Below are 15,630 nucleotides of genomic sequence, written 5' to 3'. Positions count from 1 at the left end.
CAAGAAAAAACGACATTGGAACTGAATAAATTTGGTCTGTGATTATTTACTAGTTTGAACTCTATTTGAAATTTATACCAATTCGATATTCCCTTTTATTGGAGATAGAAGGTGTTTATCCAGGTTACAAATCAAAACTCATAACTAAAGGAAACCACTAAAAACATGAAAAAACACATAACACCGTTGTTTCTATTAATTTCAGTATTCATCTATTCACAAAACAAGCCTGATTTAATTGACTTAACTATAACGGGAAATCAAATTTCTAAAAATTCTAATCCAAACCAAATTTCTAAAAAATGGTTTTCTAACGTTGAAGCTGAATTTGCAATTAATCATGAAGTAAGATATGATTATGCATTATACGACAATAATGATAGGTTAATTTCTGGAAAAACAGCTAAGCTGGATAATAAAACTTCTTTTGGAATCTTATATAATATCAATTATCCGCTTTTAAATAAACTAACATTGGGAGCCGTTAGTGGATTTCAATATCAGTCACAGTTAAAAATATCGACATTAAAACTAGGTGGCATTTTAAGATATCACTTTTTAAATTACGAAAGTGTAAATATCAATTTGATGACGGCCTACAATATGGCGTTAAGCAATAATATAGAAAGCGACATGGCGAATGTGAGACTTGGCTTGCAATTCCCAATAAAACGAACCGATGATTTTATTATAAATCTGAATATTTTTGGCGACTATAATTATTATGTTTACCAAGAAATAATTCTTAATGACATAAACGAAAGACCAGGTAGTCTAATATTTAGATCCTACGGTTTCAGTCTAGGCATACAATTTTAATAATTGAAACCCGACAAACCATATCATATAGCTATGAAAACCTACTCAACACGCTCTAAACCAGCGAAGTCAATAATTTTTATATATTTCCCAACCGACTCGATTAAGCCTTCTTTTTTAAACTGAGAAAGTACGCGAATAGCCGATTCAGTGGCCGTTCCCACAATACCAGCATAGTCTTCGCGAGACAGGAGAATACTTAAGGTATCATCTGGATTAGTTCCAAAATTCTCATGAATATAAAGTAGGGTTTCAGCCAAACGTTGACGAACCGATTTTTGAGCCATGTTCACGATAATATCATCAGAATCACGTAAATCGTGCGCCATATCCTTTAACACCTCAAACGAAAACTTCGGGTTTTTTTGTAAATCGGCGAAAATTTCACTCTTAGGAATAAAACATACTTCCATATCATTTAAGGCCGTAGCTTGCAAATTAGAACTTTCTTCACTTATTAATGAACGCTGCCCCAATAACTGCCCCTTAACCACCATTTTTACAATTTGGTCTTTGCCGTTTTCACTAAGCTTTGATAATTTACAAATACCATCTTTTATGCAATAAACACCGTTTAAAACTTCGCCTTCTTCAAAAATGACTTCCCCTTTTTTAATAGAGCGCGATGTTTTACAAGAAGATATACGCACTAACTCATCTTTTGTTAATGCCTTTAAAGAATTGAACTGTTTAATAATACATTGTTCGCACTTACCCATACTTATATTTTTGTACTTTGCAAAAGTAATTAAATCATGACAATTATCATATCTTATAAATTGTTGATTTTTCATTTTTGTTAATTGCAATTTAATGAACGAACTTTCTATGGAACATAAAACATGTTTCCACTGCGGATTAGACGCCTCTGAAGCCTCCATAACCTTTGACAACAAATCCTTTTGCTGCAACGGTTGTAAAACCGTTTACGAGATTTTCTCTGAAAATGACTTAACTTCATACTACGATTTACAACAAGCGCCTGGCGCAACCCCGAAAGACGTTGAAGGCAAATACAATTTTTTAGATAATGCTAAAATTGTAGAAAACCTACTCGAATTTAACGATGACAACACCCAAATTGTAAACCTATACGTACCTCACATTCACTGTAGTTCTTGCATATGGGTTTTAGAAAATTTGAACAAACTTAATCCTGCTGTATCATCGTCCATGGTGAATTTTGGAAAGAAAACAGTTCGTATTACATATAACGCACACAAAGTTTCATTAAAAAATCTTGTACAACTATTAAGCCGCATAGGATACGAGCCTTTTATTAGTTTAGATGATTATGCTGTTGGACAAAAAAATGTAGACCGCTCCTTAATATACAAACTAGGCGTAGCCGGATTTGCTTTTGGAAACATCATGTTTTTATCATTTCCTGAGTATTTTCAAGTAGAAGAATTTTGGCTCGAGCAATTTAAACACCTTTTTAGATGGTTGATGTTCGCATTTTCATTACCCGTTGTTTTTTATTCGGCTCAAGATTATTTTATTTCAGCTTATAAAGGTCTCAAATCACGAATTTTAAACATTGACGTCCCCATAGCCCTAGGAGCCGCCGTGCTTTCTATTAGAAGTACTGCTGAAATTATTTTAGACCTTGGTACTGGCTTTTTTGATAGCCTTGCGGGACTGATCTTTTTTCTACTTCTAGGTAAATTTTTTCAGCAAAAAACATACAGCTTTTTATCGTTTGAACGCGATTATAAATCCTATTTCCCTATCGGAATAACAAAAATCTCTGCTGATGGCGAAGAATCATCTATTCAGGTTTACGACATTGAAAAAGGCGACCGATTACTTATTAGAAATGAAGAACTCATTCCTGTTGATAGCATTTTAATTAAAGGAAAAGCCCGTATTGATTATAGTTTTGTGACCGGTGAATCTGAAGCGGTTTCAAAAAAATCGGGCGACAAACTTTACGCTGGTGGCAAACAGGTTGAAGGGAGTATAGAAATTGAAGTTTTAAAAAGTGTGGAACAAAGCTACTTAACCCAGTTATGGAGCAATGATGTATTCAATAAAAATAAAGAAGATGCGTTTACCACATTAACTAACGCCATAAGCAAACGATTTACCATTGCTATTTTAAGTATTGCTTTTATTGCTACAGCTTATTGGCTTTTAACCGACTCGTCTAAAGCACTGAATGTATTTACAGCTGTCCTAATAATTGCTTGCCCATGTGCTATTGCCCTGGCAGCCCCTTTCACGCTAGGAAATATGCTTCGTATTTTTGGACGCAAAAAATTCTACGCAAAAAACGCCTCGGTTATTGAACAATTAGCGCAAATAAACACCATTATTTTTGATAAAACAGGTACCATTACCGCTAACAAAGAAACCGCTATCACCTATGAAGGCTCCCAACTTTCTAATGCTGAAGAAGATTTCTTAAAAAGCACCTTGCGAAATTCAAACCATCCCCTAAGCCGTTCTTTATACACTTTATTAAAAGAAAACCACATTGTACCTATTGAAAATTATGAAGAACACATAGGTGAAGGCATTGAAGCGCATTACAATCAAAACTTCATGAAAATTGGCTCGGCCCCTTTTGTTGGGTTAGCATCGGAAGTTAAAAATTTAAATACCGAGGTTCACATAAGCACCAATAACACCTACAAAGGTAAGTTTACGTTCTATAACCGCTACCGCCAAGGACTTTCTAAACTCTTCAATCAGCTAAAACCAACATACGATTTGGTGATTTTATCTGGAGACAATGCAGGAGAAAAAGAAAATCTCACCAAATTACTTCCTGCCAAAACCAAATTGCTTTTTAACCAAAAACCAGAAGACAAACTCGAATACATTAAACATCACCAAAACTCAGGTGCCACAGTTTTAATGGTAGGCGATGGTTTAAACGACGCCGGAGCTTTAGCCCAAAGTGATGTAGGTATTGCTATTTCAGAAAATGTAAACGTTTTCTCTCCTGCTTGCGATGCTATTTTAGACGCATCGAACTTTAATAGCCTGTATGATTTTATAAAAGCATCAAAATCTGCCATAACCATTATAAAATGGAGTTTTATTTTATCTCTAGTTTATAATTCTATCGGCCTTTATTTTGCGGTTTCAGGACAATTAGCTCCTGTTATAGCCGCTATTTTGATGCCATTAAGTTCTATAAGCATAGTTGTATTTACAACAATTAGTACTAACTTAGTGGGGAAAAAAATTAAACAGAAGGTTGAAAAAACATGATAAATGTCATATTTTAGGACGGCATTTAAAAATATTTTTGATCACTAAACTTTAATTCAGCACGCCTTAATGAGTGTTATTTATATCTTGCTAGCAATCAGTATCCTAGTTGCTATAAGCTTCTTCATCGCTTTTGTTGTTGCCGTAAAAAGCGGGCAATACGACGATAGCTACACCCCTTCGGTACGTATGCTCTTTGAAGATGAACTTGTTAAAGAAAAACCAAAAAAATTAAGCACTAACCAAAAGACTAATTCTTAACTATGGAAATGGAACAGTTTCATTACGATAACAAAATCGTTACTAAATTTATCTACGCTACAATAGTTTTCGGTGTAGTTGGCATGGCAGTAGGTTTACTACTTGCCTTTTTGTTTTTATTCCCTAATCTAACTGATGGTATTTCATGGTTAAGTTTTGGGCGATTAAGACCACTACACACCAATGCTGTTATTTTTGCCTTTGTGGGTAATGCCATGTTTGCGGGTATTTATTATTCGCTTCAGCGTTTACTTAAAGCACGCATGGCCAGCGACTTACTTAGTAATATTAATTTTTGGGGCTGGCAGCTTATCATCGTTGCTGCTGCGATATCACTGCCTTTAGGCTACACCTCTTCTAAAGAATATGCCGAATTAGAATGGCCTATCGATATTGCTATTGCAATCGTTTGGGTGGTTTTCGGTATCAATATGATATGGACCATTTTAAAACGTAGACAACGTCATTTATATGTCGCCATTTGGTTCTATATTGCCACATTTGTAACCGTTGCGGTACTTCATATATTTAACAATATTGAGTTACCTGTTAGTGCCATGAAAAGCTACTCGGTTTACGCCGGAGTTCAGGATGCCTTAGTACAATGGTGGTATGGCCACAATGCCGTGGCTTTCTTTTTAACGACGCCATTTTTAGGTTTAATGTATTATTTTGTGCCTAAAGCTGCTAACAGACCTGTATACTCATACAGATTGTCTATTGTTCACTTTTGGTCTTTAATATTTATCTATATCTGGGCAGGACCTCACCATTTATTATATACGGCTTTACCAGAATGGGCTCAAAATTTAGGTGTTGCCTTTTCGGTTATGCTACTCATGCCATCTTGGGGTGGTATGATAAACGGACTCCTAACCCTTCGTGGTGCTTGGGATAAAGTGCGTACCGACCCTGTTTTAAAATTTATGGTAGTCGCCATTACAGGTTACGGTATGGCAACTTTTGAAGGACCAACTCTATCCTTAAAAAACGTTAATGCCGTGGCGCATTTTACCGATTGGATTATCGCACACGTTCACGTTGGCGCATTAGCATGGAATGGTTTTATGGCATTTGGTATTATTTACTACCTCATACCTCGATTATTTAAAACAAGACTTTATTCTTTAGCCCTTGCAAACCTACATTTTTGGTTAGGAACTTTAGGAATCATCATGTATGCTTTACCGTTATATGTTGCTGGATTTACACAGTATTCAATGTGGCAGCAATTTAACCCAGACGGTACTTTAGTTTATGGAAATTTCCTAGAAACAGTAACCGAAATTATGCCTATGTATTGGATGCGTGCCATTGGTGGTAGTTTATACATTCTAGGCATGTTTATTTTAGTATATAATATTATCGTTACCATCAAACAAGGAAGTGCGGTTGAGGACGAATTAGCTGAAGCCCCTGCCTTAGAAAAAGTAACCAACAAACGTACAGCATCCGAAAGCTGGCACAATTGGTTGGAGCGTCGACCAATTCAGCTTACAATTTTAGCCACCGTGGCTATTTTAATAGGAGGTATCATTCAAATTGTACCAACCATTATGGTGAAATCAAACATTCCTACCATTGCTAGTGTAAAACCATATACACCTCTAGAATTAGAAGGCCGTGATATCTACATTAGAGAAGGTTGTGTGAGTTGTCATTCACAAATGATTCGACCATTTAGACATGAAGTAGAACGTTACGGTGAATACTCTAAAGCAGGTGAATATGTTTACGACCACCCATTCCTTTGGGGAAGCAAACGTACTGGTCCCGATTTACATCGTGTCGGACAAAAATATTCTGATAACTGGCACTTTAACCACATGTATGACCCGCAAAGTACCTCTTCGGGCTCTATTATGCCGCGTTACCCATGGTTAATTACTGGCGAAAGCAGCCGATTAGACAAATCGATGACAGAAGCTAAAATGAAAGCTATGGTGTCATTAGGCGTGCCTTACACAGAAGAAGATATCGCTAACGCGCAACAACACATGAATGCGCAGGGTGCGCAAATTGAAAAGAATTTATACTCCGATCCAGACTTTGTAACAGCCTATGAGGCAGATAAAAAATCGGCCGCTAAAAACGGAGAGGATTTTATAGAAATGAAGGATAGAGAAATTGTTGCTATGATCGCTTATTTACAACGATTAGGAACAGACATTAAAGTGGAAAGCACACAACAATAATGATCTAAAACAAGCAACCATGTTAAAATATATAAAAAACCATATGGAGAGTATTGCAGGTATAGAAATATACCCAATCATCTCTTTACTTATCTTCTTCATCTTTTTTGTAGCCTTATTTTGGTGGGTTATCACCGCAAAAAAAGACTACATTAATAGAGTGAGTAATTTACCTTTAGACAACCACCAAAACGAAGACATATTATGAGAAATTTAATACCATCTTGGATTCGAGTTCCTATCCTATTTTTTATTGTGGCTGGAATTGTTGAATTCTTTGTAGACTCTGGAAATCAACCGGCATTTATAAAATATCCAGCCGTATTAATGTTTTTGCTTCTGGTGTTATTCATTTTAATAGCCATTGAGGGTATTGTAGGTTCCCTAGAAAATGTAATGTTTCAAAAACTAGATCCTGAAGCTCAGGCTCGTTTCTTGGCCGATAAAGAAAAAGCCACAGAGTTTCCATGGTTAAAGAAAACTTACCTCAAACTATTAGGATCAAAACCTATCGAGCAAGAGGGTGAAATTATTCTAGATCATAATTACGATGGCATTAAGGAACTGGATAACGATTTACCGCCATGGTGGAAATATGCCTTCATCATATCCATAATTTTTGCTGCCATTTACCTTTTAAGGTATGAAGTATTTAGCGGCCCATCGCAAATTGAAGAATTCGACACCGAATTGGCTGAAGCTAAAATCGCTATTGAAGCTTATAAAAAAACAGCTAAAGGTTTAGTTGATGTAAATACCGTAACAGTACTTACAGAGACAGCCGATTTAACCGCAGGTAAAACCATTTTTGAAACCAACTGTGTGGCCTGTCATATGGCCGATGGTGGTGGTGGTATTGGCCCGAATTTAACCGACAATCATTGGATTTTAGGCGGTGATATTAAGAGCATTTTCCATACGGTTTCTGAAGGAGGTCGTGCCGGAAAAGGTATGATTGCATGGAAAGCCCAATTAAAACCCTTAGAAATTGCACAGGTAGCCAGCTATGTGCTAACATTTCAAGGTACAACACCTGCAAATCCTAAAGCTCCTGAAGGAGATATTATTATTAACGAAACAACCGAAGCCGCAGAGGCGGTAACTGACACTACAGAAACAGCTTCACCAGAATTAAAAGATGAAAGCGTTTCTGAACCCGAATAATTTTGGGTGATATTCCTACGGAATAAAAACTAAATGAACACACATTAAACTAAATTTGACCTCTTGAGTCACCACCTCAAGAGGTCTACATTACTAAAGCCTTGGAAACCCCACAAAACGAAACATTTCGAGATTCAATTGGCACGGTTACCAAAGAAGGTAAGCGCGCTTGGGTATTTCCAAAAAAACCAAACGGTAAATTTTACAAATACCGAAAGTATGTTAGTTACGTTTTATTAACCTTTTTACTGGTTTCACCTTTTATAAAAGTAAATGGCAACCAGTTTTTAATGTTCAATGTATTAGAACGTCGTTTTAACATATTCGGATTTCCTTTTTGGCCACAAGATTTCTATTTATTTGTTATTTCCATGCTTATAGGGGTTATTTTTATCGCCCTTTTTACGGTGGCTTTTGGTCGGATTTTCTGCGGATGGATTTGCCCGCAAACCATATTTATGGAAATGGTGTTTCGCCGTATAGAGTATTGGATTGAAGGCGACCGTGGAAAACAAATGCGCTTGGCCAAGCAACCTTGGAATGCCGAAAAAATAAGAAAGAAAGGCTTAAAGCTTTTCATTTTTCTAGGCATCTCATTTCTAATAGCTAACGTTTTTCTTGCTTATCTTATTGGTAGCGACAAACTCATCAACTACATTAAAGCTGGCCCTTCCGAACATTTAAGCACACTGGTTTCTTTAATTATTTTCACCGCTGTTTTTTATTTTGTATTTGCTTGGTTTAGAGAGCAAGTCTGTATAATAGCTTGCCCCTATGGTCGCTTACAAGGCGTCCTTTTAGACACCAAGTCGATTGTGGTAGCATACGATCACAAACGTGGGGAAGCTGAAAATGGTAGAAAAAAATTCAAAAAAAATGAAGATCGTAAATCCTTAGGTTTTGGCGATTGTATTGATTGCAAACAATGTGTTCATGTATGTCCTACTGGTATTGATATACGAAATGGCACCCAACTGGAGTGTGTTAATTGTACAGCATGCATTGATGAATGCGACCATATTATGGAAAGTATCAACTTACCAAAAGGTTTAATTCGATATGCTAGTGAAGAAGAAATAGAAAAGAAAGCCAGCTTTAAGCTAACCGCAAGAATGAAAGGTTACGCTGCCGTTTTAGTTATTCTAATAGGCTTACTTACTGGCATGTTGTTTTTAAGAAACGATATTGAAGCCAATGTTTTAAGGCTCCCAGGACAACTTTACGAGCATAAAGACAACAATATGATAAGCAATGTGTTTACTTATAAACTCGTTAATAAAACCACGAAAGATTTTAATAATGTAACACTTAAGCTGATGTCACATAAAGGGTCTTTAAAAATAGTAGCCACCAGTGATACGCTTTTTGTACCAAGTCAAGGCCTTGCTAAAGGCACCTTATTTGTTGAAATTAACAACAATGCCCTGTCTGGAGACCGAAATAAAATTGAAATTAGTGTATATAAAGGCAACGATTTAATTGAAACCACTACTGCAAACTTTTTAGGACCAAGAAGTTTTAAATAAGAGTCAAATAATATAGGTTTCCGTTTTCACGGGAATAAAAAACAAAGAAAAGCGATGAAAATAAATTGGGGAACAGGCATTGTATTAGCTTTTATAGGATTCATTTCCTTTATCATGTACTTTATCGTGACAATGAATGTGAGTAAAGATTTCGAACACGAATTGGTCACAGAAGATTATTATGGTGTAGAATTGGCCTATCAAAATGATATCGATAAACTTAACAACGCCAATACACTCTCAGAAAACATTAGTTTTACAAAAAATAAAGAAGGTTTACTTATTTCCTTTCCAAAAGACCTTGATTTTAAAAAAATTACTGGTAAAGTTACCCTTTACAGACCTTCAAATATGAAATTAGATTTTGAAGAACCTATTGCTCTAAAAGACTCTAAAATGTTTATCGTTAATGATCGTTTGATTGACGGCCGATGGAACTTAAGAATCGACTGGAATTACAACGGTACAGACTATTTGTTTAAAGAAGGGGTGCACTTTTAGTATGCTTGCTTCCGCATTCATATTAGGTTTATTAGGAAGCTTCCACTGTGTGGGTATGTGTGGCCCCATAGCTTTTATGCTGCCTGTAGATCGCAACAATCCTGTGAAAAAAGTTACTCAAATCTTTATTTATCATGTTGGCCGTATGCTTTCTTATGCCATAATCGGACTCATTTTCGGATTCATAGGAAAGCAGCTATATCTCTTCGGTTTTCAGCAACAGCTATCTATTGTTATTGGCGGACTTATGATACTTTTTGCCATCATTCCTCAAAAAACACTAAATAGCTTTCAGGTATCCAAACCAATTTATAGGGTTATTTCAAAAGTAAAATCAGCACTAGGCAAAGCCTTTAAAAAGAAAACCTACGATACCTTTTTAACCATCGGTTTTTTAAACGGCTTTTTACCTTGCGGTTTGGTTTACATGGCTGTTTTTGCTGCCATTGCCAGCGGAAATACAGCATCAGGAACGATATACATGGCTGTATTTGGCTTAGGCACCATTCCTTTGATGACTACAGCTATATATTTTAGTCAATTTTTAAAAGGTAAAGCCAGACAACGCATTCAAAATTTAATTCCCGTTTTTATAGTCCTTATTGGCCTCTTATTTATAATTCGAGGACTTGGCTTAGGCATACCATACCTCTCGCCTAGCCCTATACATGATACTGTTGTGAGTGAAATAGAATGTCACTAAACCCATCCAACCCGGTCATTATATCATTTTTAAAATTATACATAGATTAAATCTATGTTAACGCGATAACTTTTAATAGTAATACTATTATATTTGCAATCAAAACATACAACTATGTATAGTTTACTATCAAACGTAAAAATTTCTGTACCCGAAAAAATCTATGTAAAAGATCCTGAATCATCCGATTTAGGCAAACGCATCATACAAGAAAGCATACAACTGATACATGATATAGGCTTTGAAGCTTTCACTTTTAAAAAGCTAGGTGCTAAAATAGGTTCCAACGAAAGCTCTATTTATCGGTATTTTGAAAACAAACACAAATTGCTTTTATACCTTTCGTCTTGGTATTGGGCGTGGATTGAATATCAAATCGTATTAGAAACATATAGTATTCAAGATAATAAGAATAAACTTATTAAAGCCATAGAGGTATTATGCCGTACTATTGAAGAAGACTCCAATTTTTCTCATATTAATGAAGTGGTACTAAATGCTATTATTATCCACGAAAATTCGAAGTCCTTTTTAACCAAAGCTGTAGACACCCAAAACAAAGAAGGCTATTTCAACATTTACAAACGCGTTGTAAACCGATTAAAAGACATTATATCAGATAATGCCCCTTTATATAAATATCCCGCATCTTTAGCCAGCACCATTATAGAAGGTAGCTTACATCAGCATTATTTAAAAGATCATTTCTGGTCCATTACCGATTGCAAAGAAAATGTTTTACCTGCAACCTTTTTTAAAAACCTAACCCTTAACGCTTTAAACTTACACGAATGAATCACCTCGGAATAACGCCATGGCAGCGCCTATTAGGCTTATTAGAATTAGACAAAAAAGAAATATTACAAGTTTTTTACTACGCGATATTCTCAGGAGTCATTTCCTTAACCCTTCCTTTGGGAATACAAGCCATTATTAACCTCATTCAAGGAGCACAAGTGAGCACTTCTTGGATTGTTCTTATCGTTTTAGTAACTATAGGTGTGGCATTTGATGGCGGTTTAAAACTCATGCAACTTCGTATAATTGAAACCATTCAACAACGTATTTTTACGCGAACTTCATTCGAGTTAAGTTACAGGTTTCCCAAAATTAAAATGTCGGAATTACGTAATAACTATCCTCCTGAATTAGCCAATCGTTTTTTTGATACTCTAATCATTCAAAAAAGTTTATCTAAAATACTTATTGATGTACCTTCGGCAGTATTACAAATTATTTTTGCCCTTATTCTACTATCGTTTTACCACGCTTTCTTTATCATATTTGGGCTGTTATTACTACTTCTTATTTTCGTTGTCTTTAAATTTACGGCTAAAAAAGGTTTAGATACCAGTTTATCTGAGTCCAAATACAAATATAAAGTGGCACACTGGATACAGGAAATTGCCAGATCGGTTATTAGTTTCAAACTCTCTGGAAGCACTAATTTAGGGGTGACTAAAAATGATAATTTAGTTGATGATTATCTTAATGCCAGAGAAAGTCATTTTAAAATTTTAATGCTGCAATTTATTCAAATGGTAAGTTTTAAAGTGATTGTAACAGCAAGCTTACTGGTTATTGGAGGCGCTTTAGTACTTAATCAAGAAATGAATATTGGTCAGTTTGTAGCTGCAGAAATTATCATTTTACTTATTATCGGTTCGGTTGAAAAACTAATCATTGGTTTAGAGTCCTTTTATGACACCCTAACCTCATTAGAAAAATTAGGTCAAATAGCTGATAAAGATATTGAAAACCAATATGGTGAAACACCAACATTTAAGAACGGTATTTATATTGAATTAGACAATGTTTCCTATAATGTTTCCGACCGAGAAAAACATATTTTACACAATATTTCCTTAAAAATAAACCCTGATAGTCGTATTCTTATTAGAGGGGAAAGCGGTTCAGGAAAATCAACTTTACTTCGTTTAATTTCGGGTGTTATTGAGCCTACCTCAGGAAACATTTATGTTAATGATATGTCGATTGAAAGTTTACACCTAAACTTCTATCGATCAAAATTAGGCTTATCACTTTCCGACGAAACGCCTTTTGAAGGAACCATCAAAGAAAACTTAACATTTGGAAACCCATCAATAACCGATGAAGAAATCCATGAAGTACTAAATATAGTGGGGTTAAAATCATTTTTAAAGGAACAACCCAAAGGGCTTCACACCATATTATACCCCGATGGTAAACAAATGTCTTACACCATTTCTAAAAAAATTGTACTGGCTAGAGCCATTTTAAAAAAACCACAAGTGCTCATCCTAGAAGACGCCTTAGATCGTTTTAACATAGAGGAAACCACAGAAATAATTAGTTATTTATCCGATAAAAAACGTCCGTGGGCTCTAATTGTTGTTGGACACAATAAACGTTGGATTGGCCAATGTGACGAAGTTGTTATTCTAGAAAAAGGTAAAATTCAAAAATAAGCGAGGTTTATGTTAAATATTTCAAACAATAAATTAAATAATTCGATAGACCTAACTGAGTTTAAATCTGGTAAAAAGGTATTAAACAAGACCTATTTTAAATATTTTAATAGGTTTTTAATTGGTGCTGCCATCATTTTATTCATCGTGATGTTTTTACCTTGGACACAAAACATTACCGGACAGGGGGTCGTAACCACTTTAAAGCCTAACCAACGCCCGCAACATATCATGTCGCAAATTCCAGGACGTATAGAGGCCTGGTATGTACAGGAGGGCGATCTCGTAAACGAAGGTGATACCATTTTGCGTATATCTGAAGTTAAAAGTGACTATTTTGATGATCAACTTGTAGAACGAACTCATGATCAAATACAAGCAAAAAGTGCATCGGCAAAAGCCTACCTTAATAAAATTGATGCTTTAAACCGACAAATTGTGGCTTTACGAAATGAGCAACGCCTTAAGCTACAACAAACGGAAAACAAATTAATTCAAGCCAAACTAAAGGTTAAAAGTGATAGTATCGATTTAGAAGCTTCAAAAACAAACCTCATGATTGCTAAACGCCAGCATGAGCGAACGTTAACTTTAGAAGAAGAAGGTCTTAAGGCCACGAAAGATGTGGAAGAAAAGCGTTTAAAGCTTCAAGAAACACAAGCCAAATTAATGGCTCAAGAGAACAAGTTTATTGCCAGCAAAAACGAAGTTATTAATGCACAAATTGAGTTATCTCGTGTTAACGCCACCTTTTCCGATAAAATATCAAAAGCACAAAGTGATATGCACACGGCACAATCTAACAGCTTTGATGCTGATGTGCAAGTGTCTAAACTTGAAAACAGCTATAGTAATTACAAAAAACGTAACAGTTTGCTATATGTTACGGCGCCTCAAAAAGGCTACATAAACAAAGTGATTACCGATGGTATAGGAACGACTTTTAAAGAGGGTGCCGAGCTGGTTGGTATTATGCCTGCCGAATACCAATTAGCTGTTGAAACTTATGTAGAGCCTATAAACCTGCCACTACTACACATTGGAGAAAAAGCCCGTGTTCAATTTGATGGATGGCCTGCTATTGTTTTTAGTGGATGGCCTAATGTATCTTACGGTACTTATGGTGCAGAGGTTATCGCTATTGAGCAATTTATTAGCCCTAACGGAAAGTATAGAATACTTCTGGTTCCCGACGAATCTCAACACCCATGGCCTGAAGCTATTCGGGTTGGTTCGGGTGCAAGAACCATGGCATTATTACAAGATGTCCCTATTTGGTTTGAAATTTGGCGTCAGATAAACAGTTTCCCGCCAAATTACTATCAACCTCAAAGCACGACTAAAAAAGACAAAAAATGAGACGTTTCATATTAAGCCTAATATTAGTATCTACTTGCCATTTATATGCGCAAGATAGCCTATCAACCATTAGCTTGGCAGAATACTTAGGGTATGTAAAATCGTTTCATCCTATTGTAAAACAAGCCAATCTAATTTTAAATGAAAGTGAAGCGAAACTTTTAAAATCTAGAGGCGCTTTCGACCCTAAATTAGAAGTTGATTATGGAAGAAAAAATTTTAAAGGTACCGAATATTACGATAAGCTTAATGCTAGTTTTAAAATACCCACATGGTATGGCATAGAACTTAAAGGTAACTTTGAAGAAAACACAGGGCAGTATTTAAACCCAGAATCGAGTTTACCCACCGATGGTTTATATAGTGCAGGGATTTCTGTTTCTCTTGCCAAAGGCCTCCTAATTAACGAACGTATGGCAACTTTAAAACAAGCCAAACTATTTGTTAACCAAGCCAAAGCAGACCGCTTACTTCTTGTAAATGACATAGTATACCAAGCCTCATTAAGCTATTTCGAATGGCTAAAAAGCTATAAAGAAAAACGCATCTATGAAAGCTTTTTAAACAATGCCCAAGAGCGTTTAGATGGCATCAAAACAAGTTTTGAGGTTGGAGAAAGACCGGCCATTGACACGGTTGAAGCACGTATAACTCTAAATACAAGAAAGTTAAATTTAGAAAAAGCCAAAATAAAATATATTAAATCTACTTTAGAACTCTCCAATTATTTATGGTTAAATGAAAATACACCTATTGAATTAAAAGATAATATTATCCCTGATGTTAGCACCAGTAATCAAATAGATGCGGTTTTTAATACCAGTAATTTAAATATTGAAAATATCTCTTTAGAAAATCATCCTAAAATGTTATCGCTTCAAAATAAATATAAAAGTTTAGAAGTTGAAAAAAGACTTAAAACAAATAATCTGTTACCAAAAATAGATTTACAATATAATTTTTTATCGCAAACACCAGATCTCATTCAATCTTTTAATACGGCTAATTATAAAAGTTATGTTAATGTGAGTTTCCCTTTATTTCTAAGAAAAGAACGTGGCGATTTACAATTGGCTAAAATGAAACTTCAAAACACGTCGTTAGACATTAGTGCTACACGGGTAACGCTTCAGAATAAAATTAACGCGGTAAACCAAGAAATTGCCTCATACAAAGTACAAACCCAACACACCTCAGAGATTATTTCAGACTATAAAATCATGCTAAACGCCGAGGAAAGAAAATTTTCATTAGGCGAAAGCTCTTTGTTTTTGGTAAATTCTAGAGAATCTAAACTCATAGATGCCGAACTTAAAGGCGTGTCTATAGAATACGATTTACTGCAAACTAAAGCGAAGCTATCCAATGTTTTAGCTACCGATATAGATTAAAAAAAAGGCTTTCCTCAGAAAGCCCTTCAGAATTAGCAT

At 35.4% G+C, this 15,630-nt stretch carries 14 protein-coding genes; 13 read left to right on the top strand and 1 reads right to left on the bottom strand.

Annotated features, from left to right (window positions below):
* Positions 1-165: 165 nt before the first annotated feature.
* Positions 166-819 carry a hypothetical protein gene (locus tag C1A40_RS11705; protein WP_102996053.1) on the top strand — a complete coding sequence of 218 codons (654 nt, stop codon included), beginning with the start codon at positions 166-168 and terminating at the stop codon, positions 817-819.
* A gap of 41 nt (positions 820-860) precedes the next feature.
* Here the strand turns inward: C1A40_RS11705 and C1A40_RS11700 are convergent, their stop codons facing one another.
* Positions 861-1,538 carry a Crp/Fnr family transcriptional regulator gene (locus tag C1A40_RS11700; RefSeq protein ID WP_102996052.1) on the bottom strand — a complete coding sequence of 226 codons (678 nt, stop codon included), beginning with the start codon at positions 1,536-1,538 and terminating at the stop codon, positions 861-863.
* A 109-nt stretch (positions 1,539-1,647) separates the two neighbouring features.
* Here C1A40_RS11700 and C1A40_RS11695 point away from each other — a divergent pair, with 109 nt between their 5' ends.
* From C1A40_RS11695 to C1A40_RS11640, 12 genes are all read left to right on the top strand, one after another.
* Positions 1,648-4,041: a heavy metal translocating P-type ATPase gene (locus C1A40_RS11695; RefSeq protein ID WP_102997202.1), complete on the top strand. Its 2,394-nt coding sequence runs from the start codon at positions 1,648-1,650 to the stop codon at positions 4,039-4,041.
* Between the two features lie 69 nt (positions 4,042-4,110).
* Entirely contained in the window at positions 4,111-4,302 is a 192-nt protein-coding gene (ccoS, locus tag C1A40_RS11690) for a cbb3-type cytochrome oxidase assembly protein CcoS (RefSeq protein ID WP_102996051.1), read from the top strand.
* A gap of 2 nt (positions 4,303-4,304) precedes the next feature.
* On the top strand, positions 4,305-6,497 hold the full coding sequence (gene ccoN / locus C1A40_RS11685; protein ID WP_102996050.1) for a cytochrome-c oxidase, cbb3-type subunit I: 2,193 nt from the start codon (positions 4,305-4,307) through the stop codon (positions 6,495-6,497).
* Positions 6,498-6,516: 19 nt separating this feature from the next.
* The gene (locus C1A40_RS18520) at positions 6,517-6,705 is read left to right on the top strand and encodes a CcoQ/FixQ family Cbb3-type cytochrome c oxidase assembly chaperone (RefSeq protein ID WP_102996049.1); all 189 of its coding nucleotides are present in this window, start codon (positions 6,517-6,519) and stop codon (positions 6,703-6,705) included.
* On the top strand, positions 6,702-7,661 hold the full coding sequence (locus C1A40_RS11675; RefSeq protein WP_102996048.1) for a cbb3-type cytochrome c oxidase N-terminal domain-containing protein: 960 nt from the start codon (positions 6,702-6,704) through the stop codon (positions 7,659-7,661). The genes C1A40_RS18520 and C1A40_RS11675 overlap by 4 nt, the downstream gene beginning before the upstream one ends.
* A gap of 101 nt (positions 7,662-7,762) precedes the next feature.
* Complete coding sequence (ccoG, locus tag C1A40_RS11670; protein WP_102996047.1) at positions 7,763-9,187, top strand: cytochrome c oxidase accessory protein CcoG; 1,425 nt, start codon at positions 7,763-7,765, stop codon at positions 9,185-9,187.
* Positions 9,188-9,241: 54 nt separating this feature from the next.
* Positions 9,242-9,688 (top strand): FixH family protein, encoded by a 447-nt coding sequence (locus tag C1A40_RS11665; RefSeq protein WP_102996046.1) that lies wholly within the window; start codon positions 9,242-9,244, stop codon positions 9,686-9,688.
* Between the two features lies 1 nt (position 9,689).
* Complete coding sequence (locus C1A40_RS11660; RefSeq protein ID WP_102996045.1) at positions 9,690-10,391, top strand: sulfite exporter TauE/SafE family protein; 702 nt, start codon at positions 9,690-9,692, stop codon at positions 10,389-10,391.
* A gap of 114 nt (positions 10,392-10,505) precedes the next feature.
* On the top strand, positions 10,506-11,186 hold the full coding sequence (locus tag C1A40_RS11655) for a TetR/AcrR family transcriptional regulator (RefSeq protein ID WP_102996044.1): 681 nt from the start codon (positions 10,506-10,508) through the stop codon (positions 11,184-11,186).
* Entirely contained in the window at positions 11,183-12,841 is a 1,659-nt protein-coding gene (locus tag C1A40_RS11650) for a peptidase domain-containing ABC transporter (RefSeq protein WP_102996043.1), read from the top strand. The genes C1A40_RS11655 and C1A40_RS11650 overlap by 4 nt, the downstream gene beginning before the upstream one ends.
* Positions 12,842-12,850: 9 nt before the next feature.
* Complete coding sequence (locus tag C1A40_RS11645; protein WP_102996042.1) at positions 12,851-14,200, top strand: HlyD family secretion protein; 1,350 nt, start codon at positions 12,851-12,853, stop codon at positions 14,198-14,200.
* Positions 14,197-15,591, top strand: a complete 1,395-nt coding sequence (locus C1A40_RS11640) for a TolC family protein (RefSeq protein ID WP_102996041.1) — start codon at positions 14,197-14,199, stop codon at positions 15,589-15,591. The genes C1A40_RS11645 and C1A40_RS11640 overlap by 4 nt, the downstream gene beginning before the upstream one ends.
* Positions 15,592-15,630: the final 39 nt, after the last annotated feature.

This window comes from Tamlana carrageenivorans, from assembly GCF_002893765.1.
Taxonomy (GTDB): Bacteria; Bacteroidota; Bacteroidia; order Flavobacteriales; family Flavobacteriaceae; genus Pseudotamlana; species Pseudotamlana carrageenivorans.
Note: the sequence above shows the minus strand (reverse complement) of the source record. Positions and strands in the feature narration are given on the sequence as shown.

What these genes read in the sequence shown, in the direction of transcription:
- C1A40_RS11705 (WP_102996053.1), top strand. Translation starts at nt 166, where the DNA reads ATGAAAAAACACATAACACCGTTGTTTCTATTAATTTCAGTATTCATC.
- C1A40_RS11700 (WP_102996052.1), bottom strand. Translation starts at nt 1,538, where the DNA reads ATGGGTAAGTGCGAACAATGTATTATTAAACAGTTCAATTCTTTAAAG.
- C1A40_RS18520 (WP_102996049.1), top strand. Translation starts at nt 6,517, where the DNA reads ATGTTAAAATATATAAAAAACCATATGGAGAGTATTGCAGGTATAGAA.
- C1A40_RS11675 (WP_102996048.1), top strand. Translation starts at nt 6,702, where the DNA reads ATGAGAAATTTAATACCATCTTGGATTCGAGTTCCTATCCTATTTTTT.
- ccoN (WP_102996050.1), top strand. Translation starts at nt 4,305, where the DNA reads ATGGAAATGGAACAGTTTCATTACGATAACAAAATCGTTACTAAATTT.
- C1A40_RS11660 (WP_102996045.1), top strand. Translation starts at nt 9,690, where the DNA reads ATGCTTGCTTCCGCATTCATATTAGGTTTATTAGGAAGCTTCCACTGT.
- C1A40_RS11655 (WP_102996044.1), top strand. Translation starts at nt 10,506, where the DNA reads ATGTATAGTTTACTATCAAACGTAAAAATTTCTGTACCCGAAAAAATC.
- C1A40_RS11645 (WP_102996042.1), top strand. Translation starts at nt 12,851, where the DNA reads ATGTTAAATATTTCAAACAATAAATTAAATAATTCGATAGACCTAACT.
- C1A40_RS11695 (WP_102997202.1), top strand. Translation starts at nt 1,648, where the DNA reads ATGGAACATAAAACATGTTTCCACTGCGGATTAGACGCCTCTGAAGCC.
- ccoS (WP_102996051.1), top strand. Translation starts at nt 4,111, where the DNA reads ATGAGTGTTATTTATATCTTGCTAGCAATCAGTATCCTAGTTGCTATA.
- C1A40_RS11650 (WP_102996043.1), top strand. Translation starts at nt 11,183, where the DNA reads ATGAATCACCTCGGAATAACGCCATGGCAGCGCCTATTAGGCTTATTA.
- C1A40_RS11640 (WP_102996041.1), top strand. Translation starts at nt 14,197, where the DNA reads ATGAGACGTTTCATATTAAGCCTAATATTAGTATCTACTTGCCATTTA.
- C1A40_RS11665 (WP_102996046.1), top strand. Translation starts at nt 9,242, where the DNA reads ATGAAAATAAATTGGGGAACAGGCATTGTATTAGCTTTTATAGGATTC.